The sequence below is a fragment of the Streptomyces sp. L500 genome (genome assembly GCF_054551825.1).
Genome location: NZ_JBTOLC010000002.1, coordinates 280,615 through 305,406, shown reverse-complemented (window position 1 = coordinate 305,406; position 24,792 = coordinate 280,615). Strand labels below are relative to the sequence as shown.

The window sequence follows — 24,792 nt, the reverse complement described above, 5'->3', positions numbered from 1 at the left end:
CCACGCGGCGGTAGCCGCATATCGACGCTGCCCCGCGCCCCTTCGGGGCGCCCCGCCGTGCAGCGGCGGCTAGCCGCGTACGGTCCCGTACACGGCACCCGCCATGGCCGCCTCGCCCTTGGCGTTGGGGTGGAACGGCGCGGCCGGGCTCTCGGGCGTGGCGCCCTCGATCCAGCGGTCCGCCGCCGGGACGCACACATCGTGGCCGACGGTCGGGCCGTAGGTGTCGACGTAGCGGACGTGCGCCGCGCGCGCCTGCTGCTGGAGCATCGTGTTCAGGCGCTTCTCGGTGTCCCGCAGGTAGGGCGCGTCACCGGCGGCGATCGGCACGGACGGGAAGCAGCTCGTGCCGTTGTCCGGCATGATCGACGGGTAGCCGACGAGCGCGACCTTGGCGTAGGGGGCGCGCTCGTGAACGGCCTTCAGCACCTTGGCGATCTTCGGCGCGGCGTCGTTGATCCGCTGGGCGAGCAGGTCGGAGCCGTCGGCGGCGGTGTACTGCTTCTTGCAGGGGGCGCCGGCGGGGTCGGTCGGGGACAGGGCGGCGCAGCTGCCGATGATGGTGCCGAAGCCGATGTCGTTGCCGCCGATGCCGACCGTCACGAGGCGGGTCTGCTTGCCGAGGGCGTCCAGCTGGGGCCCGGCCGCCCCCGCCTGGGTGTTCCACATGTCGTCGGTCGTCGCGCCGCTGCAGCTGACGTCCCGGAAGGACTTCTGGCCCAGCTTGGCGGCGGTCAGCGCGGGGTAGTTGACGCTGGAGCGCGCGCAGTCCCCGCCGGTCTGCTCGGGGATGCCGGGGCCGGAGGTGTACGAGTCACCGAGCGCGACGTAGCGCGCGCCGTCGGTCTGGGCGGCCGGGGTGGCCGGGGTGGCCGCCGCCGCGGGGCCGGCCGCCACGGCCGCTCCGGCCGTCAGCACCGAGGCCGCGCCGAGCGCCGCGAGCGCCTTTCCGTACCGCGCGCCTCGTTCTCGCACCTGTGCCACGAGTACTCCAAAAAGGGTGTGAAGGGGCCGATTTCCTACTGACCAACCAGTCAGTAACTGATCAGTGCGAGCAAGATTCCCGATCCGGTTACCGTCTGTCAATCCGGCGGGACGCCCGGCCCGGGCCCGCGGGTTCCACGCGGTCGACGCGTCCGTCCTCGAGGAAGTGGACGGTGTCGGCGTACGCGGCGACGAGGTGCGGTTCGTGGCTGACCAGGGCGAGGGCCAGCCCGCGCTCGGCTCTGAGCCGGGCGAGCAGATCCATGACCGCGACGGCCGTGGCGGGGTCCAGGGCGGAGGTGACCTCGTCGCAAAGGAGCACGTCGGGGCGTGCGGCCAGGGCGCGCGCGATGGACGCGCGCTGGCGCTGCCCGCCGGAGAGCTCGTGGGGGTGGCGCCGCGCGTACTCGGGCGGCAGGCCGACGTCCCGCAGGAGCTCGGCCACGCGCTCGGCGGTGTCCTTCCGGGGGACGATGCGGTGCAGCCGCAGCGGGCGGGCGAGCGACGCGCCGATGGTCCGGGCGGGGTTGAGGGCGCCGAGCGGGTTCTGCGGCACGAGCTGGATCCGGCGGCGCTGGTCGCGTCCGCGCGCGCGGACGCCGGTGGGCAGGGGCGCGCCGTCGAGGGTGAGCTCCCCGGCGTCGGCGGGCCGCAGGCCCGCGAGGACGCGCAGCAGGGTGGTCTTGCCGGACCCGGAGGGGCCGACGATGGCGGCGGCGGTGCCGGGTGCGACAGCGAAATCCACGCTGTCGAGGGCGTGTCGGTGCGGGGTTGCGCTGTCGCGCGCGGCGAAGGTCACCCGGACGCCCCGAGCCGCGAGCCCGCGCCCGGGCCCCGGCGCCGATGAGTGCACGGCCGTATGCGCGGGCTTACGCGCGGGCGCGGGCGGGGCGGTGAGGGTGTCCGTGCCGAGGTCGACGACGTCGTCGGCGCAGCGCGCGACGAGTTCGGGGTCGTGGCAGGCGAGGGCGACGGCGATGCGGCGGTGGGTGGCGACGTGCCGCAGGAGGTCGGCGATCTCGTCGCGGAGCGCGGGGTCGAGCCCGGCGGTGGGTTCGTCCAGGAGCAGGACGTCGGGGGTGCGGGCGAGGGCACGGGCGAGGGCGACGCGGCGTTGCTGGCCGCCGGAGAGGGCGGTGGGACGGCGGTCGGGCAGCCCGTCGTCGAGGGGCAGCCGGCATTCCGCCAGCAGTCCCCTCACATCGGCGGGGCGCGCGCCGGTGGCGAGCTCGGCGACGAGATCGCGGACCCGCATCCGGGGGTTGAGCCCGGAGCCGGGGTCCTGACCGACGAACGCGAGGCGATGCCGCCGCAGTTCGCGCAGCCGGGCGGGTGGCAGGGCGAACACGTCCTCCCCCAGGACGCGCACGTCCCCGCGCGCCACGCGCGCCCCCGACGGCAGGTCCCCGAGGACGGCCCGGAGCAGGGTCGTCTTACCGGACCCGGAAGGCCCGGTCAGCACGGTGATCCGCCCCCGGCGCAGAGTGAGCCCGGCGGAAGCCAGCAACAAGGGGCCGCCGGGAACGCCGACTTCGAGCCCGGTGACGGTGACGAGCGGGGCTTCACCGCCCTCCGCGCCCATGGGCTCCGGGGCAGGGCCGGCGACAGCCGACGTCAACCCGTCGGCACCCCGGACCGCAGCCGTACCCCCGCCCGTGCCCGGCCCACCGGGCTCCGTCCCCCGTGGGTGCGTCGTCATCGCGCCGCCACCTCCACGCCGCGCCGCGGGGCAAGGGCCTCCGTGGCGAGGCTCGTGGCTGTCGCCACCGCCGCGATCGCGATCGCCGGGGCGATCGTGGCCCAAGGGTTGAGGAGGATCCCCGGCGCGTTCTCGCGGATCATCAGGGCCCAGTCGGCTTCCGGTGGTTGTGGGCCGAGCTGGAGGAAGCCGGCCATGGAGATGACGTAGACCGCTTCGACGAAGCGCAGGCCGAACAGGGCCAGGATCGTGGCGCGCAGGTTGGGCAGGATCTCGTGGAGCGCGACGCGCCACAGGCGTTCGCCGCTCGCGACGGACGCCTCGACGAATCCCGCGCCGGCCAGCGGCGCGGCCGCCGCGGCGACGACCCGCACGGCGTAGGGGGTGCCCAGTACGACGGCGGCGGTCGTGACGGCCAGGCGCCGGCCGCCGGGCCAGGCGAGGGCGAGGAGCATGAGGCCGAGGACCGGGGGCACGAGGATGACCAGGTCGGCGGTGCGTTCGACGACCGCGCCCAGGCGGGGGCTGAGCACCGCGAGGCAGCCCAGCGCGGCCGCGAGGAAGGTGACGGTCACGGCCACGGCCAGCGCGCCGGCGATGAGGGCGTCACCGCCGTGGAGGAGTCGGCTCAGGACGTCCCGGCCCAGTTGGTCGCCGCCGAGGGCCGCGCCGTCGCCGGGCCGGGCGTAGGGGGCGGTGACGGGGGTGTCCAGGGAGTGCGGGGCCAGGAGCGGGCCGCTCAGGGCCAGGAGGGCCAGGGCGGCGGGCAGGGCGCGGAGTGCGGGGGCACTCATGGGCGGGCTCCTACGGTGCGGGCGCGGACGAGGTCGGCGAGGAGGAGCACGCCGGTGATGACGGCGGCGGCGCAGGCGACGACCCCGGCGATGACGGGCGTGTCGCGGTCGGCGACGGCTCCGGCCAGGACGGTGCCGATGCCCGGGTAGTTGAAGAGGGTCTCGACGACGACGGCCCCGCCGAGCAGCATGCCGGTGGACGTGGCGAAGCCGGTGGCGACGGCGGGCAGGGCGCCGGGCAGCGCGTGGCGCAGCAGTACGCGGTGGGTGGGCAGCCCGTCGAGGACGGCGGCCTCGACGTGGGGGGTGGCGGCCTGGTCGGCGAGGGCCGCGCGGACGACGCGGGTGTTCCAGCCGGTCTGGGGCAGGGTGAGGGCGAGGACGGGCATGACGAGCATCGTCCAGTCGGCGGGGCCGCCGTCCGCGCCCGTGAGGGTGGCGGCGGGGAGCCAGCCCGTCCACAGCGAGAACACGAGCAACAGGCCGACGGAGACGACGAATTCGGGGAGGGCGAAGGCGGCGGTGGCGGTGACGTCGACGATCCGGTCGACGGGTCCGCCGGGCCGGGCGGCGGCCAGGCAGCCGAGGGCCAGCGACAGCAGGACCGTGAGGACGAGCGCGGTGCCGCCCAGCAGGAGGGTGTTGGGGAAGGGCGCGGACAGCAGGTCGGTGACGTGCTGTCCGCGCGCGGAGGTGCCGAGGTCGCCGGTGGGCAGGGCGGTGATCCAGTGCCAGAAGCGTTCGGGGAGGGGCCGGTCCAGGCCGAGCAGGTGCCGACGTGCGGCGAGCCCGGCGGCGGTCTCGCCGCGGTCGGAGGTGGCCGAGGCGGCGTCGCCCGGCAGCAGTTCGGTCGCGGCGAAGACGGCGGCGAGGAGGGCGACGAGCAGGAGGAGCCGACGTCCCAGAAGGGCCGCCGCCCGGGGTATGCCGGAGGTCACCGGGCGAGCCAGGCGTTCTCGAGCTGGACGCGCCCGTAGCCCGGAAGCGTGGGCAGGCCGCGTACCTTCGCGGCGGCCAGGTCGATGCCGTCGGCCATGCCCCACAGCAGGTAGCCGGAGCGGTCGTGCTCGATCCGCTGGAGCTCGCGCAGCTTCCGCCCGCGCTCGGCCGCGTCCTTGGTGGCGAGGACCTCGCGGTAGGCGGCGTCGAAGTCCTTGTCGGAGAAGTTCGCCTCGTTCTGTCCGGCGCCGGTGACGAGGGTCTTGGAGGCGAAGAAGACGACGGAGTCGTTGGTGCCCCAGTAGTTGGTGTAGAAGTCGCCCTTGAGCCAGGTCCGGTCGTAGAAGGTGCCGGACTCCTGCTTGACGACCTCGACCTTGATCCCGGCCTCGCGGGCCTGGGCGGCGAAGAGGGTGGCGGACTCGGCGAGGCCGGCGACGTCCTCGGTGGTGACGAGCTCGTAGGTCCTGCCGAGGTCGAAGTCCGCCTCCTTCAGCAGGCGTTTCGCCTTGTCCAGGTCGCGGGCGCGCCGGGGGAGGTCCTTGGCGTAGGCGGGGTCGGCGGTGCCGAGGACGTCGTTGGCGACGGTGCCGTAGCCGGAGAGCGTCTGCTTGACCATGGCCGGGCGGTCCACGACGAGCTTGAACGCCTCGCGGACCCTGGGGTCGGCGAAGGGGCTGCCCTCGGAGGTGCGCATGACGATGGGCAGGGCCATGTCGTCGGGGCGGCGGACGACCTGGATGTCCTTGCGTGCGGCGGCCGTGCGGCCGGCCACGGCACCGGCGTTGGAGGCGAGGTCGATCTGGCCCGCCAGCACGGCGTTGGCCATGGCCTGGGGGTTCTCGAACATGGTCACCTCGATGGCGTCGAGGAGGACCGTGCCGCCGTGCCAGTGCTCGTTGCGCACGAGGCGGGCGTTGCCGTTTCGGTACCAGTCGAGGGCGAACGGGCCGGTGCCGGGCGCCTTGGCCAGGTCTTCGCCGGCGGTGTCCTTCTTCAGGACGAAGGTGGAGAGCCGGGTGAGCAGGGGGAGTTCGGCGTTGGCGTAGTCGGAGACGAGGACGACGGTGTCCTTGCCGTCGGCCGTGATGTTCTCCGCCTTGATGCCGGGCAGCCGGGCGGCGCCGGCGGGGGTGCCCCGCAGCCTGCGCAGGGACCAGACGACGTCGTCGGCGGTGACGGGGGTGCCGTCGTGGAAGACGGCGCCCTTGGCGAGGGTGAAGCGCCAGGTCCGCAGATCGTCGGACGGGGTCCAGGAGGCGGCGAGGCGGCCGACCGTGTTGCTCTTCGCGCCGGGGGCGGTGAGCGTGTCGTACACGAGGGCGATGACGAGATAGTCGCTCTCGTTGCCCTGATTTCCGTGCGGGTCGCGGGTGATGGCGGACGCCCGGCCCAGCGCGCCGACGCGCAGGGTGCCGCCGGGGCGCGGCTGGTTTCCGGCGCCGGCGGAGGCCGTACCGCCGCCGTCCCGGCAGGCGGTGAGCAGTGCGGCCGAGCCCAGGGCCGCTCCGGCCAGCAGCATCTGGCGCCTGGTGAAGTCCACGTCGTCCTCGATCCGGCAGATGGGAGGTCAGTTCCGAGCTACTTAGGTTTGCCTACCCTAACCAAACCTGCCACCGCAAACCCGGCTGGTCGATGCATGGATTTCGGCCAGGGCGTCAACCCCCTTGATTCCAGGGCTCATCACCCGGAAGGCGGACCAAACGGATAACCCGCGAGTTAGGTTTGCCTTACCTAACTTCTAACGGTACGTTCTGGCCAGTCCCCGACGCCACGGGCCGGCGGCCACACCCCCTGGGCCCCTCCTCTCCCCTGCCCGCGGCGCTCCGCCGCACCCTGCCCACCAGGCCCCGCGTCGCCCCTTCGGACTCGCACACCCCGCTACGGAACGGAAGATCGCGCCATGAGCACGGGAACCGCACCCGTCCCCGCCCCCACTCCCGCCCCCGTCCGCCTGCTCGACGACGCCTCGGCCGACGAACTGCACCGCGCCGCCGACGAGATCCTCACCGCCTTCGGCACCTCCGCCACCTCCCCCGCGCTCCTGCGGCGCGTCCGGGAGTCCGCCGCCGCCCTCGGCCCCGCGATCCGGCACCAGTGCCGGCCCGTGGACACCGACGCCGGCCTGTTCGTCCTGCGCGGCCTGCGCGTGGACGACGCCCGGATCGGTGACACGCCCGAGAGCTGGCGCACCGCCGGCGACGCCGGCGCCCACCATGACATCGCCCTCCTCCTGCTCGCCACCGTCATGGGCGACCCCATCGCCTGGGACGGCCAGCAGGAGGGCCGCTTCGTCCACAACATCGTCCCGGCCCCCGGGCACGAGCGGGAGCAGACCGGCGCCAGCAGCAGCGTGCTCCTCAGCCCCCACACCGAGGACGCCTTCCACCCCGGCCGCGCCCATCTGCTGATGCTCACCTGCATGCGCAACCACGACGCCATCGCCACCACCGCCGCCAGCGTCCGCCGGACGCGCCTGGACGACGCCACCGTCGAGGAGCTCACCCGGCCGGTGCTGCCGATCCTGCCCGACGACGCCTACGCCGAGGCCCAGGGCTTCGCCGGGGAGCCACCGCGCGTCCCCGCCCTGTGGCGCGCCCCGGACGGCCTCACCCTGCGCTTCGACCCGGCCTACACCCCGCTGGCCGAGGCCACCGTCGAGTACCGGGCCGCCTACCGGCGGCTGGAGGACGAACTCGCCCGCGTCTCCGTGGCCGTGAGCCTCTCCCCCGGCGAGGTCCTCGTCGTCGACAACGACCTCGTCGTCCACGGCCGGGTGCCCTTCACCGCCCGCTACGACGGGACCGACCGCTGGCTCAAGCGCGCCTCGGTCCGCGTTCCCGGCCGCCGCACCCGCCCGGCCGCCGAGGCCGGCGAGCACGGCTACGGACAGGCCGCGATCGAAGCGCACGCCGCCGAGGCCCCCGCCGCCTGACCTTCGCCCCCACCCGGAACCGAAAGGAACCGCCCATGACGGACCCCGCCCCGGCCCACGACTCCGCCTCGGCCCACGACTCCGCCCGAATACGCGACGACAGGACCCTGACCGTCCTGTCCACCAGCGACGTCGCGGGCATCGACATCACCCCCGCCGACGTCCTCGCCACCGTGGAGAACGCCTACCGCACCCTCGCCGCCGGCCGCTCCGACAACCCGCGCAAGCTCACCGTCAAGCCCGGCGACGGCCACTCCGTCGCCTACGCGATGCTCGGCCGCGACGGCTCCCGCGACGTCGTCGCCGTCAAGACCTCCTACAAGCACGGCCTCCACAGCCCCCGCGACGCGCAGCACTACTACACCGCCCTCACCCTCTACGACGACGTCACCGGGCTGCCCCTGGCCATGATGGACTGCGGCCGCGTCGGCGCCCTGCGCACCCCCGCCGTCTCCGCGCTGCTGGCCCGCGAGTGCGCGCCGCCCGGGGCGCGCGCCGCGCTGGTGATCGGCACCGGCACCCAGGGCCGGCTGGCCCTGCCGTTCCTGCTGACGGCGCTGCCGGGCCTGGAGCGGCTGATGCTCCACGGCACCCACCCCGACGGCATCACCGCCGTGCGCCGTCAGTTGCGCGCCCACTTCCCCGGCCGGGACGTGGAGATCGTCACCGATCTGCGGGAGGCCGCCGGGGCCGCCGACGTCGTCGTCGCCACCGCGGGCCCCCACACCCCCGCCGCCGTGGAGGCGTCCTGGCTGCGGCCCGGCGCCCTGACCGTCCTCGTCGGCCACGGCCTGGCCCCCTCCACCCTCCACGAGGCCGACCGCGTGGTGGCCACCAGCGAGGCCCAGATGCGCGTCACCGGCACCGACATGGCCGACGCCGACGGCGGACTCCCGTCCGTCGACGCCGAGTTCCCGGCCGTCCTCGCCGGGGACGTCCCCGGGCGCACCTCCCCCGACCAGCGGATCTTCGCCTACAACAGCGGCCTCGTCGTCACCGACATCGCGCTCGGCCACCGGTTCGCCCAACTCGCCCTCACCCAGGGCCTGGGAACGCGGGTGCCGCTGTGGCAGTGACAACCACCGCAGTGACGACGACCCGGGCGGCGGCCGCCCCGCCGCTGCCCGCCCACCCTGACCCCCAGGCGGCGGCGGTCCTCGCGAGCGGGCTGCTCCAGGAGCTCTCCTACGCCTTCGACGGACCGTTCCACTTCCTCCTCCCGGACCGCTTCGACACCAACCTCGCCGCCTTCCGCGCCGTCCTCGCCGAGGCCGGCGTGGCGGGCCGGGTGTACTACGCGAAGAAGGCCAACAAGGCGGCCGTGTGGGTCGAGCGCTGCGCGGCGACGGGCGCGGGCGTGGACGTCGCCTCGGCCGGGGAGCTGCGCGAGGCCCTCGCCCACGGGGTGCGCGGCGAGGACATCACGGTCACCGGCCCCGCCAAGCACGAGCAGTTGCTGCGCGTGGCCGTGCTCCAGGGCGCCCTCGTCGCCGTGGACTCCCCCGGCGAGCTGGAGCGCGTCCTGGCCCTGACCGGCGGCACGGCCCGCCCGGCCCGGGTGCTGCTGCGCCGGCTGCCGCCGGACCAGCCGCACAGCCGCTTCGGGCTCGACGAGGAGGAGACGGCCGCCGCCCTGCGCCGCTGCGCGGCGGCCGGCCCGGCCGTGAGCATGGAGGGCTTCAGCTTCCATCTGTCCGGGTACGCCCTGCGGCCCCGCGCCGACCTGGCCGGCCGGCTCGTCGACGAGTGCCGGGCGGCGCGGGCCCTGGGCCTGCGCGCCGACCGGATCAGCGTCGGCGGCGGCTTCGCCGTCGACTACGCCGCCGCCGACGACTGGCACGGCTTCCTCGCCGAGCAGCGGCCCGAGCACTACCACGCGGGCAAGGCGTTCACGGCGGGCGACTTCTACCCGTACCACTCCCCCCTCGCCGGGGCGGACGTCCTGCGGGCCGTCCTGGCCACCACCCCCGAGGGGCACTCCGCGAGCCTCGCCCGGCTGCTCCGCGACGCGGGCGTGACCCTGATGCTGGAGCCGGGCCGCGCCCTGCTGGACCGGGCGGGCGCGACCGTCTTCCGGGTGCGGGGCGTCAAGGAGCGGGACGGCTACGCCGTCCTCACCGTGGACGGCAGCAGCCTCAGCCTCTCGGAACAGTGGTTCAACAGCGAGTACCTGCCGGATCCCGTGCTGCTCACCGAGACCGGCCCGGCCCGGGGCTCCGCCGTCGTCGCGGCGTGCGTGGGCGGGGCGACGTGCCTGGAGTCCGACATGGTCACCTGGCGCAAGGTGCCCTTGCCCGCCCGGCCCCGGGAGGGCGATCTGCTGGTCTACCCGAACACGGCCGGCTACCAGATGGACTCCAACGAGTCGCCCTTCCACGACCTTCCGCTGCCCCCCAAGGTCGTCGTCGACCGTACGGCGGGACGGCCGCGCTGGCGCCTCGACCGCCACGCCTGACCCCGCCCCCCTCGTCACGCCCAAGCCCGACAGGAGCCCCCGATCCCATGAACGCGGCACTCACCGCCCGCCCCGCGCCGGCCCCCCCGTCCGCCGCGCCCGCCCGGCCCGCCGTGGTCACCCGTGTCTCCGAACTCATCGGCCACACCCCGCTCCTGGAGCTCTGCCGCACCCGAGGCGGCAGCCGGCTGCTGCTGAAGCTGGAGATGTTCAACCCCATGGGCACCGCCAAGATCCGGATGGCCCGGCAGATGGTGCTGGACGCCGAGGCCCGGGGCGAACTGCGCCCGGGCGGCCGGATCGTCGAGTCCACCTCCGGCAACACCGGGCTCGGCCTGGCCGTCATGGCCGCCGAGCGCGGCTACGCCTTCACCGCCGTCGTCGACCACCACGCCTGCGCCGACAAGCTCCGCGCGATGCGCGCGCTGGGCACCGAGCTCGTGTACGTCACCGACGACGGCACGGACGAGCTGGCCACCGCCGCCCGGGAGGAGCTCGCCGAGAGCCTCGCCCGTGGACGCGACAACACGATCTTCACGGAGCAGCACAACAATCCCAGCAACGGCGTCGGTTACGCGGCCGTCGCCCATGAGCTCCACGACGCCCTGGACGGCCGCGTGGACGTGCTCGTCGCCGCCGTAGGCACCGGCGGGGCCCTGTGCGGCACCGCCCGTGAGCTGCGCCGGCTCGTCCCGGACGTGCGGACGGTCGGGGTGGAGCCCAAGGGGTCCATCGCCTTCGGCGGGCCCGCGCACGACTACCACCAGTCGGGCACCGGCACGCCCGAGGGCGCCGAGATCGGCGCGCTCGTCGACTTCTCGCTCATCGACGAGGGCGTCAAGGTCGGTGACGTCGAGGCGTTCGCCACCTGCCGCGCGGTGGCCCGCACCGGACTGCTCATCGGCGGCTCCGCCGGCGGCGTCGTCCACGAGGCGCTGCGGCGGCTGCCCTCGCTGCCGCCGGGCAGCACGATGGTCGCGCTGGTCAACGACGGTGGCGAGAAGTACCTCGACACCGTCTTCGACGACGGCTGGATGGCCGCCCGCGACCTCCTCGACCCGGTCGTGGAACGCGAGGTCGGCGACCTCCTCGGCACCCTGCGCGGCCGCTGATGCCCTCGGTGCCCGCCGCCCTGCCCCGGCTGCTGCGCGACAGCCGGGCCCTGGCCGTGCTCGCCGTCCCGCTCGTCCTCACCCAGCTCGCGCAGGTCGCGCTCACCACGACCGACACCGTGATGATGGGCCTGCTCGGCACCGGCGAGCTGGCGGCGGGCGGCCTCGCGATCGTCGTCTTCAACCAGGTGCGCACCATGGGTGTCGGCCTGGTGACCTCCGTCGGCAACCGCGTCGCGGCGGCGGCCGCGCGCGCCGGGACGTCCCCCGAGCGGGCCGCCGCCCCGGAGCCGGACGACGAGGTCGCCGCCGTCGCCCGGGCCGGTCTGGCGGTGGCGACGCTCGCCGGTGCCGCCGGGGCCGTCCTGATGGTCGCCATCGGCCAGTGCCTGTCCCTGCTGGGCCAGGACGCGGACGTCGCCCACCGGGCCCGTGCGATGCTGGTGGCCCTCGCGCCGGGGCTGCTGCCGTGCCTGTGGTTCCAGGCGGTGCGCCAGTTCACGGTCGGCATGCGGCGGCCGCAGGCGCTGCTGCGGATCACGCTGGCGTCCGTGGCCGTCAACGCGGGGCTCGACTGGGTGTTGATCCACGGCACCTGGGGCCTGCCCCGGCTGGGGCTGACCGGCATCGGCGTGGCGACGTCGCTGGTGCACCTGCTGTCCTTCCTCGCCCTGTACGCCTCGACGCGCCGGGACCCGGTGCTCGGCCCGCGCCTGAGCGCCCGGGTCCTGGGCGCGGACCGCGCCACCGTGCGGCGGCTGATCGGGCTGGGCGTGCCGATCGCGGCCACCTACGGCTCGGAGGCGGGGTTCTTCTCGCTGACGGCGCTGATGGCCGGTTCCTTCGGCAGCGCGGCGCTCGCCGCCCACACGGCCGTCAACCAGCTCGTCTCCATCGTCTTCCAGGTCGCCGTGGGGCTCTCCCACGCCGCCTCGATCAACGTCAGCCGCGAGCTGGCCCTGGGGGACGTCGCGGCGGCGCGGCGCCTCCGGACCACCGCGCTGGCCTGCGCCGCAGCCGTCATGGCGGTGGTCGGCGGCTGCTATCTGGCCTTCCCCGAGGCGGTGTTGCGGCCGTTCCTCGACTCCGGCGCGGCGGGCGACGGCGACGCGCTGTCCATCGCGACCGGGCTGCTCGCGGTCGTCGCCGTCCTGCAGTTCTTCGACTGCGCGCAGAACATCGGCGTCGGCCTGCTGCGCGGCCTGGACGACACCAAGGGCGGCTTCCGGGCCACGCTCGTCGGCTACTGGCTCGTGGGGCTGCCCGCCTCGCTCCTCCTCGGGTACGCGGCGGACCTGCGCACCCTCGGTCTGTGGCTCGGGCTGCTGGCGGGCCTCGCCACGACCGCGGCGCTGCTGCTGCGCCGCTACGCGGCGGGCCTGCGCGCCCGGAGCGGGGCGGTCGCGGAGGCGGTGCCCACGGGCTGACCACACGCCGGTCCCGGTAGGGCGGTTCGCGTCCGCCCTACCGGGACCGTGCTTCAGGCGCCGGCCCGGCCGGCCGTGCAGGTGACGACCGCGGAGAACGCCTCGCGGTCGTTCTGGCGTGCCGTGACCCGGGTGCGGGTGAGGGCGCCGTCGTCCTGCGGGAGGACGGTGGCCTCGATCCAGCAGGGGCTGTCGAACTCCACGTACTGGCTGAAGACGGTCTCCAGGCCCAGGACGGCGCCGTGGTCCGGGCCCGTGGCGGCGAGCGCGGCCTGGCGGGCGGCCTCCAACAGCAGCATGCCGGGGGCGTGGTCGACGGGGTGGTCGAAGAGCACCGGGTGGCTGGGGTCCACGCGCAGCTGCCAGACGCCGTCGGCGTCGGTGGGCGAGAGGACCACGTCGTGGAAGCGGTCACGGCCGACGCGCACCGGCGCCAGGGGCGGGGCCAGCGGCACGGCCCGGGAGACGACGGACGGGTCGCCGTACTCGCCGCGCAGCCGCCGGTAGACGGCCGGGGCGTGGCTGGTGAAACGGGCCCGGGCGACGCCCAGGGGCGCACCGTCGCGGAGCGCGGTGACGTCCATCACCAGGGCGGAGAAGCGGCCCTGACGGCGTTTGACGTCGCTGCACACGATCCGCAGTTCTATCTCGGCCGGGGTGGCGGACACGGCCGTCGCGGCGGGGTCGAGCTCGTAGCGGAAGTGGTCCCAGATCAGGTGGTGGCCGAACGGTGTGTCGTAGGCCAGGTGGGACAGCAGGGGGATGGTCTGCCGCACGGTCTCCGCGAAGAGGAGCGGGTCGTAGCGGCCGTCGACCGGGGTGTAGAAGCTGTGGGTCCGGGGCCACTGGGCGCCGATCGTGAAGGTGTCCTCGGCGACGCGCTCCCATCCGGTGAGGAGGACCTCGGCCATGGCCGCCTTGTGGACGTACTGCCGGGGCACACAGGTGGTCAGGCCGTGCGACGCGGAGGGGATGGAGCTCAAAACAGGGGCTTGCTGAACCAGATCGTGCATAACCGACTTCCCGGACGCTCTAACGCTGCTGCTGCTCTGTCTCTGACGCTGGAGCCGTAAGATAAAGGGTGTTCGTTTTGTTTGTCGAGAGATCACAGGGAGTCACCTCATGGCGAGGCCCAGACAGGACCGCGCGGTGAGGACCCGCGCGGCCATCCTTCACGCGGCCGCGGAGGTCTTCGACGAGCTCGGGTTCAGCGGCGCCAGCGTCAGCAAGATCATCGCCCGGGCGGACGCCACCCAGGGCGCGATGTACTTCCACTTCAAGTCCAAGGAAGACCTCGCCCGGGCGGTCATGAACGAGCAGGGCGAGGGCATCGTGATGCCCGAGGGCGAGGCCGGCCTCCAGCACCTGATCGACATCACCCTCCACCTGGCGACCGAGCTCCAGAGCAATGTGCTGCTGCGCGCCGGCGTCCGCCTCGCCGTCGAGCAGGGCGAGTTCGGCGTCCAGGACGACACCGCCTACCAGGAATGGGCCGCCCGCTTCCACGAGCAGCTGGTCGCCGCCCGGGGCCGCGGCGAGCTCCTGCCCGAGGTGGACGAACGGGAGCTGGCCTGGGTCCTGGTGAGCTGCTACACCGGCACCCAGCTCTTCTCCCAGGTCTCCACCAACCGGGCCGATCTGCCCGAGCGCGTGGCCCTGTTGTGGCGCTACCTGCTGCCCGGCGTCGCCACGCCGGAGGCCCGCGCGCGGCTCGTCACCACCCCCGGCGCGGCCGGGGCGGCCCGCCGGTGAGCGGGCCGCTGGTCGCGCTGACCGGCGCCACGGGGTTCATCGGCTCCGCCGCGCTGCGCGAACTCGGCTTGCGGGGCGTGCGCGTGCGCGCGCTCACCCGCCGGCCCGGCCCGGACGCGGACCCGCTCGTCGAGTGGTTCCCCGGCGACCTGACCGACCCCGGCTCGCTGCGGGGGCTGTGCGAGGGGGCCGACGCCCTGCTCCACCTGGCCTCCTGCGTCTCCCCGGACGAGGGCCTGTGCGAGGCGGTCAACCACCGGGGCGCCGTCGCGCTGGCCGCCGAGGCCCGCCGGGCGGCGGTGCCCCGTGTCGTCGCCCTGTCGACCGCGGCCGTCTACGGCCCGGGTCCGCACGACGGGCCGGACGTCGACGCGATCCGGCCCGCGCCCACGTCGCCCGCGAGCCGCACCCGGCTGGCGGGCGAGGCGCCGATGCTGGAGAGCGGGGCGGTCGTCCTGCGCCCGGGGCTGGTGCTGGGCGCGGGCGACCGCTGGGTGGTGCCGGCCCTGGCCGAGCTGCTGCGCCGGGTGCCCGCGCGCTGGGACGGCGGGCGCGGGCTGCTGTCGGCCGTGGACGTCACCGATCTGGCGCGGCTCGTCGCGGAGCTGGCGTGCGGGCCGAACGCCGTGCCGGCGGGCGTCCACCACGCCAGCCACCCCGTCCCGGTGCGCAACGGCGACCTGATGGACGCGCTCGCCGAGCACGCCGTCCTGCCGCGCGCCGAGGCCGACTGGCCGTGGCGACGCTGCCTGGAGAGCCTGCGGGAGAACCCCGGGCGCATGAGCGAGCGTCAGTTCGCGCTGCTCGCCCGCGACCACTGGTACGCGAGTACGGAGGTGTGGCGGGCGGCGGCCTGCCCGCCGGGGCCGGGCGTCCTGGCCCGCCTGGCGGAGGCGGCACCCTGGTACCGACGGCACGTGACGCCCTGAGCGGGCTCGGCAGCGCCCCGAAGGGGCGCGGGGAACTGCGCGACCAGCCACAACGCACCCGCAGATGACGCGGAGCGCACCCGCGCCGAGCGCACCCCTCAGCCGCGGACCGGGAGGAGGACCAGGTCCCAGATCCGGGCGAGCTGCCCGCCGACGTCCACCGCCGGGCGCCCGGCGTCCGCGGCGGAGGCGCGGATCTGCGCCTCCGCGCCGACGATCAGATGGCTGACCAGGTCCGCGACCACCTCGGGCCGCGCCACCGGCGGCAGCACGCCGGACGACCGGGCGCGCTCGATCAGCGCGTGCGCGGCCGGCCGCCACGCGGAGGTCCAGGCCCGGCCCCCGGCGCGCTCACGGGTGAGCCGGGCCGCCGAGCGGACCATCGGCTCCTCCTCCATCAGCGCGGCCAGCGCCAGGGTGAGCGCCACCAGGCCGTCCACCGGGTCGCCGGCCGGCGTCAGCGCGTCGCGCACCCGGGCCTCCGTCAGGATCCAGCCCTCGTCCTGCACGGCGTCGGCGAGTTCGCCCTTGGTGGCGAAGTGGAAGGTCAGCGCCCCCATGGACATCTCGGCCGCCGCGCGGATCTGGGACAGGGACGTGCCCTCGTAGCCGTTGCGGTCGAAGGCGCGGGCCGCGGCCCGGACGAGCGCCGAACGGGTCCGTACGGCGCGCTCCTGCATGACCATGCTCCCTCCAGACATTCACCGCCATGCGCCATGCGACCGCGCCATTGCGGAACGACGGCTTCAACTTGCCGGTGGAAGACCGGCGTTCAACCACCTTACGGCCATGATCGTCGGGCTCGGCACTGCCTCCCGGTTCCGAACGTCACACCGCCGGGGTTTTGAAAACAAAGCGATCGTTCTCTATTCTTTCGCTCGCGGCGGGGATCTGCCGTCCGCGTCAGAAGGGACCGTGCGATGGCTGTGCACCATTCGACCCGCCCGTTCACCCCGGGCACCGCTCCACTCGTCTCCTTCGCCGAAGAGGTCTTCGGCTACCTGCCCCGCGCCGACCAGCGGCGCTGGGCCCACGCCTATCTGGAGGGGCTGCTCGCCACCCCGGGCAAGAAGACGGTCCGCCGCCTGGCGGCCGCCGTCTCCGCCTCGCCCACCGCCTCGCAGTCGCTGCACCAGTTCGTCAACGCCAGCCCGTGGGACTGGGGCCCGGCCCTGCGCTCGCTCGCCCACTGGACCCTGCGGCGAACCGTCCCCCGCGCCTGGACGATCGGCACGGTGGTCGTCCCCAAGCGGGGCGAGAGCTCGGTGGGCGTCCACCGCCGCTTCGACCCCGCCTCGGGCCGCACCGTCAACTGCCAGTTCGGCGTGGGGATCTTCCTGTCCACCGACACCGAGCCGGTGCCGCTCGGCTGGCGGATCCTGCTGCCCTCCCGCTGGACCGACGACGACACCCTGCGCGAGCGGGCCCGCATACCGGAGTCCAGCGTGGGCGACCGGCCCGCCTCGGCGCAGGTGCTCGACCTGGTCCACACGCTCCACTCCCGGACCGCCGCCACCCCGCTGCCCGTCGTCGCCGACATGAGCTCCTGCACGGAGGCGGCCTCGCTGATCCGCGGACTCGACCGCGCCGGCTGCGACTTCGTCGTCGCCGTGCCCCCCGCCCTGGCCGTGCTGCCCGGCGGACGCCCGCGCGGCGACGGCCAGGACGCGCCCGTCCCCGTGCGGCGGCCGGTCTACCAGGGCGACGGCTTCGGCGAGGTCCCCGCTCCCCTGGGCATCCCCGGCGCGACCCCGGCCGGGCAGCCGCGACGGCTGCTCAACACCCTGGTCCGGCTGCCGGAGCGACCCGGCGTCCGGACGGGTACGACGACACCCCCGGCGTACCGGGCGTTCGCCCGCCGGGTCCCCGGCCGGCAGGCCGACGAGCCCGTGTGGATCACCAACCTCACCCGGCACTCCGCCGAGGAGCTCGTGGCCCTCACCGGGCACCACGCCCGGACGACCGGCGCCCTGCGGACCCTGGAGGACGACTTCGGGCTGCGGGACTTCGAGGGCCGGTCCTTCCCCGGCTGGCACCACCACATGACGCTGGTCTCCGCCGCCTTCGCCTACAGCCGGCTGGCCGGGGCGGCCGCCCCGCGCGAGGACCGGCCGCTGGCCGCCGTCCGGTCGGCCTGACGACCCCGCCTCGCGGCCCCGGCGGACCACCGCCCGGGCCCGGCCGCCGGTCCCGAGTGCGACCGACAGCGCCCCGACCGACAGCGCCATGCCCGTGCGCGCCACGCCCCTGCGCGTCCGCTCAGCGGACGTCGAGCCCCGCGAGGAACCACTCCTCCAGCGCCCGTATCCGCGCTTCGCACTCCGCGCGGTCCGCGCCCGCCACCACGAAGGCGGCCAGGAAGTCCCCGGAGTGCCAGGCCTCCTCCATCCGGTCCCCCGGCGCCGCGAAGTACTGGTGCTTCACCACCCCTTCGGGCATCCCCGCCGGGTCGGGCAACCCGTGGACCGTGCCGGGCCGCCGCGTGAACAACAGCTGACCACCGACGCGCTCCGGCTTCCCGCCCCCCTCGTACGGGAAGTCCAGCCCCAGCTGACGGCGGACCGGCGGCTCGGCCGGGTCGAAGCCGAACATCGCCCGGTGGACGTCCCGGACGCCCGCGCCACCGGCGCGGCAGGCCGCCTCGCACAGCACCAGCTCGTCGTCCGGGGTGTGGAACACCTCGATGTGGAAGGCGAAGTGCTCGCTGCCGCCGAACTCCGCCAGCAGCCGCTCGCCGAAGGCCGTCAGCCGGTGGCGCAGCGGGTCGTCGGCGTCCAGGGCGATGTCCATGCGCCCTTCGCGCTGGGTGTAGTCGGCCAGGACGTAGGTGTAGCGCGAGGGCCACATGGTGACGACGCGTCCGTCGAGGACCACGCCGTCGATGTGGCACATGCCGCCCTCGACGAACGCCTCGACCAGCCAGGTGGGTTCCTCGCCCGGCGCGGCGAGGTGGTCGCCCGCGAGCCAGCCGGCGACCTCGTCGGCGGTGCGCAGCACGGCCAGGTCGATGGAGCCGGCGCCGCGCCGGGGCTTGACGACCACGGGCAGGCCGTGGGCGGCGACGAAGTCGGTGAGGTCCTGGGGGGCGGCCAGGAGCGCGTGGTCGGCGACGGGGATGCCGGCGCGGACGGCGGCGCGCTTCATCTCCCACTTGTCGCGGTAGGGCACGACGTCCTCGGGGCGCGGGCCGGGCAGGCCGTAGCGCACCCGCAGGTGGGCGGCGCGCTCCAGGTCGTTCTCCTGGCAGGCGACGATGTCGGTCACGCCGTAGCGCTCGACGAGCTCGGCGGCCCGCTCGGCGACGCGGGGGCTGGTGTCGTAGCCGGGCAGCGCCTCGGCGTGGGTGAAGGGCGCGGCGGTGGGCAGTTCCTCGCCGTGCACGGCCAGTTGTTCGCTGGAGGCGAGGACGACGACGTCGGCGTCGTAGCCCTCCAGCCACTGCTCGTAGGGGTTGGCGCGGAACGATCCGCGGTGGAGGACCAGGGCGGTCATACGGTCACCTCGTGACGGTCGGTACGGGGGCTTTCAGGACTCGTTCCAGAGGCTGACGTAGCGCTCGCCGGTGTCGGGCAGCACGGTGACGATGGTCTTCCCCGCGTACTGGGGGAGCCGGGCCAGGTGGGCGGCGGCGTGGACGGCGGCGCCGGAGGAGACGCCGACGAAGAGGCCCTGCCGGGTGGCCAGGGCCTTCGCCGCGGCCAGGGCGTCGTCGTCGCCGCAGGTCAGCACGTGGTCGATGAGCGATTCGTCGGTGGTGGGCGCGACGAAGCCGCCGTTGAGGCCGGGGATGCGGTGCTGGCCGCCGAAGCCCCGGGAGAGGACGGGCGAGCCCTCCGGCTCCACGGCGACGACCTCGATCGAGGGGTCGCGCTCCTTGAGGTAGCGGGCGCAGCCGGTGATGGTGCCGCCGGTGCCGACGCCGGCGACGAGCACGTCCACCGTGCCGGCGGTGTCGGCCCAGATCTCCGGGCCGGTGGTCTCGTAGTGAGCCAGGACGTTGTCGTCGTTCTCGTGCTGGCGGGAGTACCAGCAGCCGGGCGTCTCCGCGTGGATCTCCTCGGCCTTGGCGATGGCGCCGGCGAAGCCGTCCTCGCTGGGCGTCTGCACGACCTCGGCGCCCAGCGCCTTCAGCAGGCCCACGCGTTCGGGGGTGGCGCTGTCGGGCAGGACGACGACGCAGCGGTAGCCGCGGGCGGCGGCGAGGGCGGCCAGGGCGATGCCGGTGTTGCCGGAGGTGGACTCCAGGACCGTGCCGCCCGGGACGAGCTCGCCGCGCTCCTCGGCGCCGAGGATCATGCGCAGCGCGGGCCGGTCCTTGCTGCTGGAGAAGGGGTTGACGGACTCCAGCTTGGCGAGGACCTCGACGGACGGGTCCGCGCCCTCCGGGTACAGCCGGACGAGGGGGGTGCCCCCGATGAGGTCCTCCAGGCCGTCGGCGACGCGGCGGGTGCCGGTCGTCGTGGGGCCGGGCTGGGTGGTGGCGGCAGCGGCCATGGGTGAATCTCCTACGGGAGGCGTGGTGGGTGGGGGTCGGCGGCGCGGTTCACCAGGAGCCGGCCGAGGCGAGCAGGCGTACGGGGTCGGTGGCCGGGGTGACGTCGCCGCCCGGGGTGCGGATCACGGACGGGGGCGCGTAGACGCGGGCGTCGGCCGGGATGTCCTTGGTGACCGTGGCCATCGCGCCGATCAGCGCGCCGTCGCCGACGGTCACCGGGCCGAGCACGGTGGCGTTGGCGCCGAGGATGACGCCGTCGCCGACGACGGGGTGCCGGCGCTCGCCGTCGGGGCGGGCGTTGTCGTTCCACCAGCCGACGGCCCCCAGGGTGACCTGGTGGAAGATGGTCACGTCGTCGCCGATGACGGCGGTCTCGCCGATGACGACGCCGCAGCCGTGGTCGATGAAGACCCGGCGGCCGAGGACGGCACCGGGGTGGATCTCCACCCCGGTGTGCCGGCGGGCGCCGTGGGCGACGAGCCGGGCGGCCAGGCGCAGGCCGCGCCGGTGGAGCCGGTGGGCGACCCGGTGGGCCCACAGCGCGGGCAGCGCCGCGTGCAGTACGCCCTCCCGGCGGTTGCGGATGGACGGATCGCGCTCGACGACGACGTCGAGGTCCTCGCGCAGCGTCCGCAGCAGTCCGGGCTCGGTGGGCATGGGACTCAACTCCTCCTGGTACGACGGGTGGGCGATGCGGCCGCGCCGGGCACCGTCCCCGCGGTCTCCGCGGCCGGCTCCGCGCTCCCCGGCTCGGCGCTCCCCGGTTCGGGGGCGGGCCGGACGGCGTGGGCGGGCAGGCGCGGCTCCAGCCGCAGCATGGCGAGGCTGCCGAGCAGCACCCCGCCGGCCAGCAGCAGCCAGGTCAGGTTCGCGGAGACGGCCAGCAGGGTGGTGAACAGGGCCGGGGCGGCCGCCTTGGCGACCGACCAGGACAGGTAGTAGACGGCCAGGTAGCGGCCCCGCAGGGCGTCCGGCGCGGCATCGGTGGACAGGGCGCCGGAGGACGGGCTGTGCAGCAGCTCGCCTCCGGTGTAGAGGACGGTGGTCAGCAGCAGCCCGGACACCAGGACGACGCCGCCGTCCAGGGCGGACAGCATCGCGAAGCCCAGGAAGGACGCGGCGAAGACCACGCCGCCCATCGCGGAGACGCGGGTGCGCCGCCACTTGGACGTCCAGGAGTTGACCGGGACCTGCGCCAGCGCCACCAGCACGGTGTTCACGGTGAACAGCAGGCCGGGCAGGGACGCCGAGGCGTGGAGCGTCTGGGTGGTGTAGACGGGCAGGATGACGCTGAGCGAGGAGTAGCAGAAGGCCAGCGGCACGGTCGCCAGCGTCAGCCCCAGGTAGGGCCGGTCGCGCAGGACGGCACCGTACCCGCCGGCGGCCTTCCCGTCCGCCTTCGTGGTGGTGGCGGTGGCCGGGACGCGCCCGGAGGGCAGGCCGGCGATCAGCACGGCCGCCAGCGCGAGTCCCGCGCCGCTGCCCAGGACGACCGCGTGGTACGCCCAGTCGGCGTCGGCGGCCAGAGCGAGGCTGGCCAGCAGGCCGCCCACGCCGAAGCCGGCGTTGCGCAGGCTCGACTGGGTGGCGATCATGCGCTGCCGCTCGGCGCCCTGGGCGAGTTCGGATATCAGGGCCTGGATGGACGCCTGGAACGAACGGTCCCCGACGGCGACGAGGGTGGCGGCGGCCAGCAGTTGCCACCACTGGTGGACGAACGGATAGCAGACGAACCCCACGGCGCGCACGGCGAATCCGACCGCCACCACGGTACGGGCCCCCAGCCGGTCGACCAGCGCTCCGAAGAACGGGCTCACGGCCAGCCCCACCAGGGCGGCGACGGTCAGGGCGCCGCCCACCTGGCCCAGCGGCAGCCCCGCGACCCGGTGGAAGTACAGCAGGGACACCGGGACGTACATGCCGCCGCCGACGGCCTCGGCCGACACGGCGGCCAGATAACGGTAGCGGGGGAACGTGCCCTTGCCTGGGCGTGTGGGGCTCACGGGAACTCCTTGGTTGCCGGCGGAGTTCACCGACTCCGCGCGCTGCTGCCGAACAGAGGGCAATTCTCGCTTGGGCGAATGGAGCCAACCACGCGGGGCCGGGAGCGGCAACATCCGGATAGCGGCCCATGACGACTTCAGCGACTTGCCGAAGTCGTGGACTTGCCCAAGTCGCGGCCCCACTTCGGCAAGTCGCTGAAGTCGTAGGCGAGAACGCACCGAGCCCTTGCCGCCCCTCTGACCGGCATGGTTGGCTCCAACTCGCCAGGGACGGCCCGCATTGCGAGCGGAGCCGCTTTCGCCGCGGAAGGTGGCGGTCCCGGTATTTCGTGAAGCCACGGGCCGCTGTTGGGATCCGAATTCCCCGGAAGGTGCCCGGCGGTGACAGTCGAATTCCTGCCTCCCAGTGGTGCCGGCCGGCAGTGCCGTCGCGCCCCCGAAAGGAATGAATGGTGTCCAGCTTTGAAATCCGCAAGGTCGGCGGCCGGATCGGTGCCGAGATCCTCGGCGTCGACCTCGGCACCGGCCTGACGGACTCGGTGTTCGACCGGATCCACGAGGCCTTCCTGGAGCACAAGGTCCTCTTCTTCCGGGACCAGGACATCACCGACGAGGCGCAGCTGGAGTTCGCGGGCCGCTTCGGCCCGCTCACCCAGAAGCACCCCATGATGCGGACGGTCGACGGCGCCCCCCAGGTCATCCCGATCGACGGCGAGGACCAGCGCGCCAACCACTGGCACACGGACATCAGCTTCACGCAGGCCCCGTCGCTGGGCACCACCCTGCGCGCCATGGTGCTCCCGCCCTACGGCGGCGACACGATGGTCGCCAACGGCGCGGCCGGCTACAAGGACCTGCCCAAGGAGCTCCGCGAGATCGCCGACAAGCTGTGGGCGGTGCACACCAACCGCGCCGAGCAGCCGAAGCTGGGCACCGAGCGCGGCGAGGAGGTGCGCAAGGCGTTCATGGCCAAGCGCTTCGAGGCCGCCCACCCGGTGGTCCGCGTCCACCCCGAGTCCGGTGAACCGAGCCTGTTCCTGGGCGGCTTCGCCCAGCGCTTCGTCGGCATGACCCAGCAGGAGTCCCGCGGTCTCCTCGACGTCCTCCAGAGCTATGTCCGCCGCCCGGAGAACACCGCCCGCTGGACCTGGCGCGTCGGCGACGTCCTGATCTTCGACAACCGCGCCACGCAGCACTACGCGATCAACGACTACGACGACCACAAGCGCGTCCTGCACCGCGTGTCCATCACCGGCGACGTGCCCGTGGGCCTCGACGGCCGCACCAGCTACGTCATCGAGAACGGCGTCGAGGACGGTGAGGGCGAGTGACCACCACCGCGAACACCACCTCGCCCACCACCTCGCAGACCGCCGAGCGCCACGACCCGGCCACGTTCGCCGCGCGGCTGCGCCGCCGCGAACGCCTGCTGGGCTACTGGATCGCCTGTGACAACCCGGCGGGCACCGAGCGCATCGCCGGCGTCGGGTACGACTACATCGGCGTCGACGGCCAGCACGGTGTGATGCACCGGGCGGGCTGGCAGACGGCCATGCTCGCCGTGGACGCCCGGCAGGTCTCCGCCGGTGTCCTGCGCGTCCCCTCCGTCGACCCGATCGCCATCGGCACGGCCCTGGACTCGGGGGCGCGCGGCGTGGTGGTGCCGATGGTGAACACCGCCGAGGAGGCCGCGATCGCGGCCCGCGCCTGCCGACACCACCCCCGGGGCACCCGCAGCCTGGGCGGCCCGGTCCGCGGCGAGCTGCGGATGGGCTCGGTGCCCGCCGAGGTCGACGAGGCCGTCGCCTGCATCGTGATGATCGAGACGGCCGCCGCGCTGGAGAACCTGGAGGCGATCTGCGCGACGCCCGAGCTGGACGCCGTCTACGTCGGCCCCGCCGACCTGTCCGTGGCCCTGGGCGCCAAGTTCTTCGGCGACCCGGACGTCGCGGAGGCCCTGGAGGACGCGCTGAAGCGGATCACCGACGCCGCCGAGCGCGCGGGCATCGCCTGCGGCATCCACGTCCTCAAGGGTGCCGACGCCAAGCGCCGGCTGGCCGAGGGGTTCACCTTCGCCACGGTCTCCAGCGACATCACCCACCTCCAGGAGGCCGCCGTCACCCACCTCGCCGCCGCCCGCGGCGAGGCCTGACGGACCCCCGGTCGCGTCCGCCGGCCGCACCGAAGACGAACTGCGATGACACTGCGATGAAAGCTGGAGCTTTGATGACAGGGAACGCGCCCTCCCCCGCCCCCGCCCGGGCCGCGCGCCGGATCGTCCGGTCGGCGGAGGAGCTCGTCGGCGACACCCCGCTGATGGAGGTCCGCCTCCCGGGCGTGCCGGAGTCCGCCCGGCTCCTGGCGAAGCTGGAGATGTTCAACCCGCTGTCCAACGTCAAGGACCGCCCCGCGCTCTACATGATGCGCGAGGCCGAGCGGTCGGGCGTGCTGGCCCCCGAGGGCGGCACGGTCATCGAGTGCTCCTCCGGCAGCACGGGCATCTCGATCGCGGCACTCAGCGCCCAGCGCGGCCATCGCTGCATCATCGTGATGCCGGACAACGCGACCGAGGAACGCCGCCAGATCCTCCGGGAGTTCGGCGCGGAGATCGTCCTCGTCCCCCACCAGGACGGGCTGCTGCCCGCCTGGCGGTACGCCGAGGAGCTCCAGCGCTCCATCCCCGGCTCCTGGCTGGCCCACCAGGACGAGAACCCGGCCAACCTCCGCGCCCACTACGAGACCACGGGCCCGGAGATCTGGGAGGCCACCGGTGGCGACGTCGACGTGCTGGTGTGCGGCGTCGGCACCGGCGGCACCCTGATGGGCGTGGCCCGCTACCTCAAGGAGCGCCGCGACGTCCACGTGGTGGCGGTGGAGCCGGCCCGTTCGGCGATCCTCTCCGGCGGGGAGGCCGGGCCCCACGGCATTCCCGGCATCGGGGCCGGCTACGTCTCCGACATCATGGACCTCGAACTGATCGACGAGGTCGTCGCGGTGCCGGACGACGCCGCCGCCGACACCACCCACGAGGTCAACAGGGCCACCGGCCTGCTGGCCGGCATCTCCTCGGGCGCCGCCGCGTACGCGGCCCGGCTCCTCGCCCAGCGGGAGCGCTGGGCGGGCTCGACCATCGTCACCGTCTTCCCCGACACCGGGGAGCGCTACCTCTCGATGGCCCGCGACCAGGGCTGACGCCCGTACGGCACCCGGCGGCCGGGCGGCCCCCGCGCCTCGCCCGGCCGCGCACATCCTCTTGGCTCCACCCCGG

Annotated in this window: 22 protein-coding genes; 11 read left to right on the top strand and 11 right to left on the bottom strand. The window is 74.5% G+C overall.

Annotated elements, in window-relative coordinates; genetic code table 11:
* Positions 1–69: 69 nt before the first annotated feature.
* From ACX9I7_RS04295 to ACX9I7_RS04275, 5 genes are all read right to left on the bottom strand, one after another.
* Positions 70–984 carry an SGNH/GDSL hydrolase family protein gene (locus tag ACX9I7_RS04295; RefSeq protein WP_459386526.1) on the bottom strand — a complete coding sequence of 305 codons (915 nt, stop codon included), beginning with the start codon at positions 982–984 and terminating at the stop codon, positions 70–72.
* Positions 985–1,072: 88 nt separating this feature from the next.
* Positions 1,073–2,602, bottom strand: coding sequence for an ABC transporter ATP-binding protein (locus tag ACX9I7_RS04290; protein WP_459386525.1), 1,530 nt, complete (start codon positions 2,600–2,602; stop codon positions 1,073–1,075).
* A 77-nt stretch (positions 2,603–2,679) separates the two neighbouring features.
* On the bottom strand, positions 2,680–3,477 hold the full coding sequence (locus ACX9I7_RS04285; protein ID WP_459386524.1) for an ABC transporter permease subunit: 798 nt from the start codon (positions 3,475–3,477) through the stop codon (positions 2,680–2,682).
* The gene (locus tag ACX9I7_RS04280) at positions 3,474–4,415 is read right to left on the bottom strand and encodes an ABC transporter permease (protein WP_387571306.1); all 942 of its coding nucleotides are present in this window, start codon (positions 4,413–4,415) and stop codon (positions 3,474–3,476) included. The genes ACX9I7_RS04285 and ACX9I7_RS04280 overlap by 4 nt, the downstream gene beginning before the upstream one ends.
* Positions 4,412–5,938 carry an ABC transporter substrate-binding protein gene (locus ACX9I7_RS04275; protein WP_387572141.1) on the bottom strand — a complete coding sequence of 509 codons (1,527 nt, stop codon included), beginning with the start codon at positions 5,936–5,938 and terminating at the stop codon, positions 4,412–4,414. The genes ACX9I7_RS04280 and ACX9I7_RS04275 overlap by 4 nt, the downstream gene beginning before the upstream one ends.
* A 381-nt stretch (positions 5,939–6,319) precedes the next feature.
* Between ACX9I7_RS04275 and ACX9I7_RS04270 the strand changes: the two genes are divergently transcribed.
* Genes ACX9I7_RS04270 through ACX9I7_RS04250 form a run of 5 tightly spaced genes read left to right on the top strand, consistent with a single transcriptional unit; the run spans position 6,320 to position 12,345 of the window.
* On the top strand, positions 6,320–7,351 hold the full coding sequence (locus ACX9I7_RS04270) for a TauD/TfdA family dioxygenase (RefSeq protein ID WP_387571309.1): 1,032 nt from the start codon (positions 6,320–6,322) through the stop codon (positions 7,349–7,351).
* A gap of 35 nt (positions 7,352–7,386) precedes the next feature.
* Positions 7,387–8,427, top strand: coding sequence for an ornithine cyclodeaminase family protein (locus ACX9I7_RS04265; protein WP_459386523.1), 1,041 nt, complete (start codon positions 7,387–7,389; stop codon positions 8,425–8,427).
* Positions 8,428–8,438: 11 nt separating this feature from the next.
* Positions 8,439–9,806: a type III PLP-dependent enzyme domain-containing protein gene (locus ACX9I7_RS04260; RefSeq protein ID WP_459386522.1), complete on the top strand. Its 1,368-nt coding sequence runs from the start codon at positions 8,439–8,441 to the stop codon at positions 9,804–9,806.
* A gap of 47 nt (positions 9,807–9,853) precedes the next feature.
* Complete coding sequence (locus ACX9I7_RS04255; protein ID WP_459386521.1) at positions 9,854–10,918, top strand: cysteine synthase family protein; 1,065 nt, start codon at positions 9,854–9,856, stop codon at positions 10,916–10,918.
* A complete protein-coding gene (locus ACX9I7_RS04250) occupies positions 10,918–12,345 on the top strand; it encodes an MATE family efflux transporter (RefSeq protein ID WP_459386520.1) in 1,428 nt (475 codons plus the stop codon). The genes ACX9I7_RS04255 and ACX9I7_RS04250 overlap by 1 nt, the downstream gene beginning before the upstream one ends.
* Before the next feature lie 53 nt (positions 12,346–12,398).
* Here the strand turns inward: ACX9I7_RS04250 and ACX9I7_RS04245 are convergent, their stop codons facing one another.
* The gene (locus tag ACX9I7_RS04245; protein WP_459386519.1) at positions 12,399–13,328 is read right to left on the bottom strand and encodes a ScbA/BarX family gamma-butyrolactone biosynthesis protein; all 930 of its coding nucleotides are present in this window, start codon (positions 13,326–13,328) and stop codon (positions 12,399–12,401) included.
* Positions 13,329–13,467: 139 nt separating this feature from the next.
* Between ACX9I7_RS04245 and ACX9I7_RS04240 the strand changes: the two genes are divergently transcribed.
* Both ACX9I7_RS04240 and ACX9I7_RS04235 read left to right on the top strand, forming a co-directional pair.
* Positions 13,468–14,097 carry a ScbR family autoregulator-binding transcription factor gene (locus tag ACX9I7_RS04240; RefSeq protein WP_387571325.1) on the top strand — a complete coding sequence of 210 codons (630 nt, stop codon included), beginning with the start codon at positions 13,468–13,470 and terminating at the stop codon, positions 14,095–14,097.
* Positions 14,094–15,026, top strand: coding sequence for an NAD-dependent epimerase/dehydratase family protein (locus ACX9I7_RS04235; RefSeq protein ID WP_387571328.1), 933 nt, complete (start codon positions 14,094–14,096; stop codon positions 15,024–15,026). Before ACX9I7_RS04240 ends, ACX9I7_RS04235 begins: the two co-directional genes overlap by 4 nt.
* 98 nt (positions 15,027–15,124) lie before the next feature.
* Here the strand turns inward: ACX9I7_RS04235 and ACX9I7_RS04230 are convergent, their stop codons facing one another.
* Positions 15,125–15,706, bottom strand: coding sequence for a TetR family transcriptional regulator (locus tag ACX9I7_RS04230; RefSeq protein ID WP_387571330.1), 582 nt, complete (start codon positions 15,704–15,706; stop codon positions 15,125–15,127).
* Between the two features lie 240 nt (positions 15,707–15,946).
* Here ACX9I7_RS04230 and ACX9I7_RS04225 point away from each other — a divergent pair, with 240 nt between their 5' ends.
* Positions 15,947–17,164 (top strand): IS701 family transposase, encoded by a 1,218-nt coding sequence (locus ACX9I7_RS04225; RefSeq protein WP_387571333.1) that lies wholly within the window; start codon positions 15,947–15,949, stop codon positions 17,162–17,164.
* Positions 17,165–17,285: 121 nt separating this feature from the next.
* Here the strand turns inward: ACX9I7_RS04225 and ACX9I7_RS04220 are convergent, their stop codons facing one another.
* From ACX9I7_RS04220 to ACX9I7_RS04205, 4 genes are read right to left on the bottom strand one after another with little or no spacing between them, the layout of a single operon-like run.
* Positions 17,286–18,518, bottom strand: coding sequence for a NikS protein (locus tag ACX9I7_RS04220; RefSeq protein WP_387571335.1), 1,233 nt, complete (start codon positions 18,516–18,518; stop codon positions 17,286–17,288).
* 33 nt (positions 18,519–18,551) lie between these two features.
* Complete coding sequence (locus ACX9I7_RS04215) at positions 18,552–19,520, bottom strand: PLP-dependent cysteine synthase family protein (protein WP_387571337.1); 969 nt, start codon at positions 19,518–19,520, stop codon at positions 18,552–18,554.
* 49 nt (positions 19,521–19,569) lie between these two features.
* A complete protein-coding gene (gene epsC, locus ACX9I7_RS04210) occupies positions 19,570–20,178 on the bottom strand; it encodes a serine O-acetyltransferase EpsC (RefSeq protein ID WP_126916676.1) in 609 nt (202 codons plus the stop codon).
* A 5-nt stretch (positions 20,179–20,183) separates the two neighbouring features.
* On the bottom strand, positions 20,184–21,524 hold the full coding sequence (locus ACX9I7_RS04205) for an MFS transporter (protein WP_459386518.1): 1,341 nt from the start codon (positions 21,522–21,524) through the stop codon (positions 20,184–20,186).
* Positions 21,525–21,976: 452 nt separating this feature from the next.
* Between ACX9I7_RS04205 and ACX9I7_RS04200 the strand changes: the two genes are divergently transcribed.
* The 3 genes from ACX9I7_RS04200 (at position 21,977) to ACX9I7_RS04190 (ending at position 24,716) form a co-directional block, all read left to right on the top strand.
* Positions 21,977–22,855: a TauD/TfdA dioxygenase family protein gene (locus ACX9I7_RS04200; RefSeq protein WP_459386517.1), complete on the top strand. Its 879-nt coding sequence runs from the start codon at positions 21,977–21,979 to the stop codon at positions 22,853–22,855.
* Positions 22,852–23,676, top strand: a complete 825-nt coding sequence (locus tag ACX9I7_RS04195) for an HpcH/HpaI aldolase family protein (protein ID WP_459386516.1) — start codon at positions 22,852–22,854, stop codon at positions 23,674–23,676. The genes ACX9I7_RS04200 and ACX9I7_RS04195 overlap by 4 nt, the downstream gene beginning before the upstream one ends.
* Before the next feature lie 74 nt (positions 23,677–23,750).
* On the top strand, positions 23,751–24,716 hold the full coding sequence (locus tag ACX9I7_RS04190) for a PLP-dependent cysteine synthase family protein (protein ID WP_358625304.1): 966 nt from the start codon (positions 23,751–23,753) through the stop codon (positions 24,714–24,716).
* The last annotated feature ends 76 nt before the right edge of the window (positions 24,717–24,792 follow it).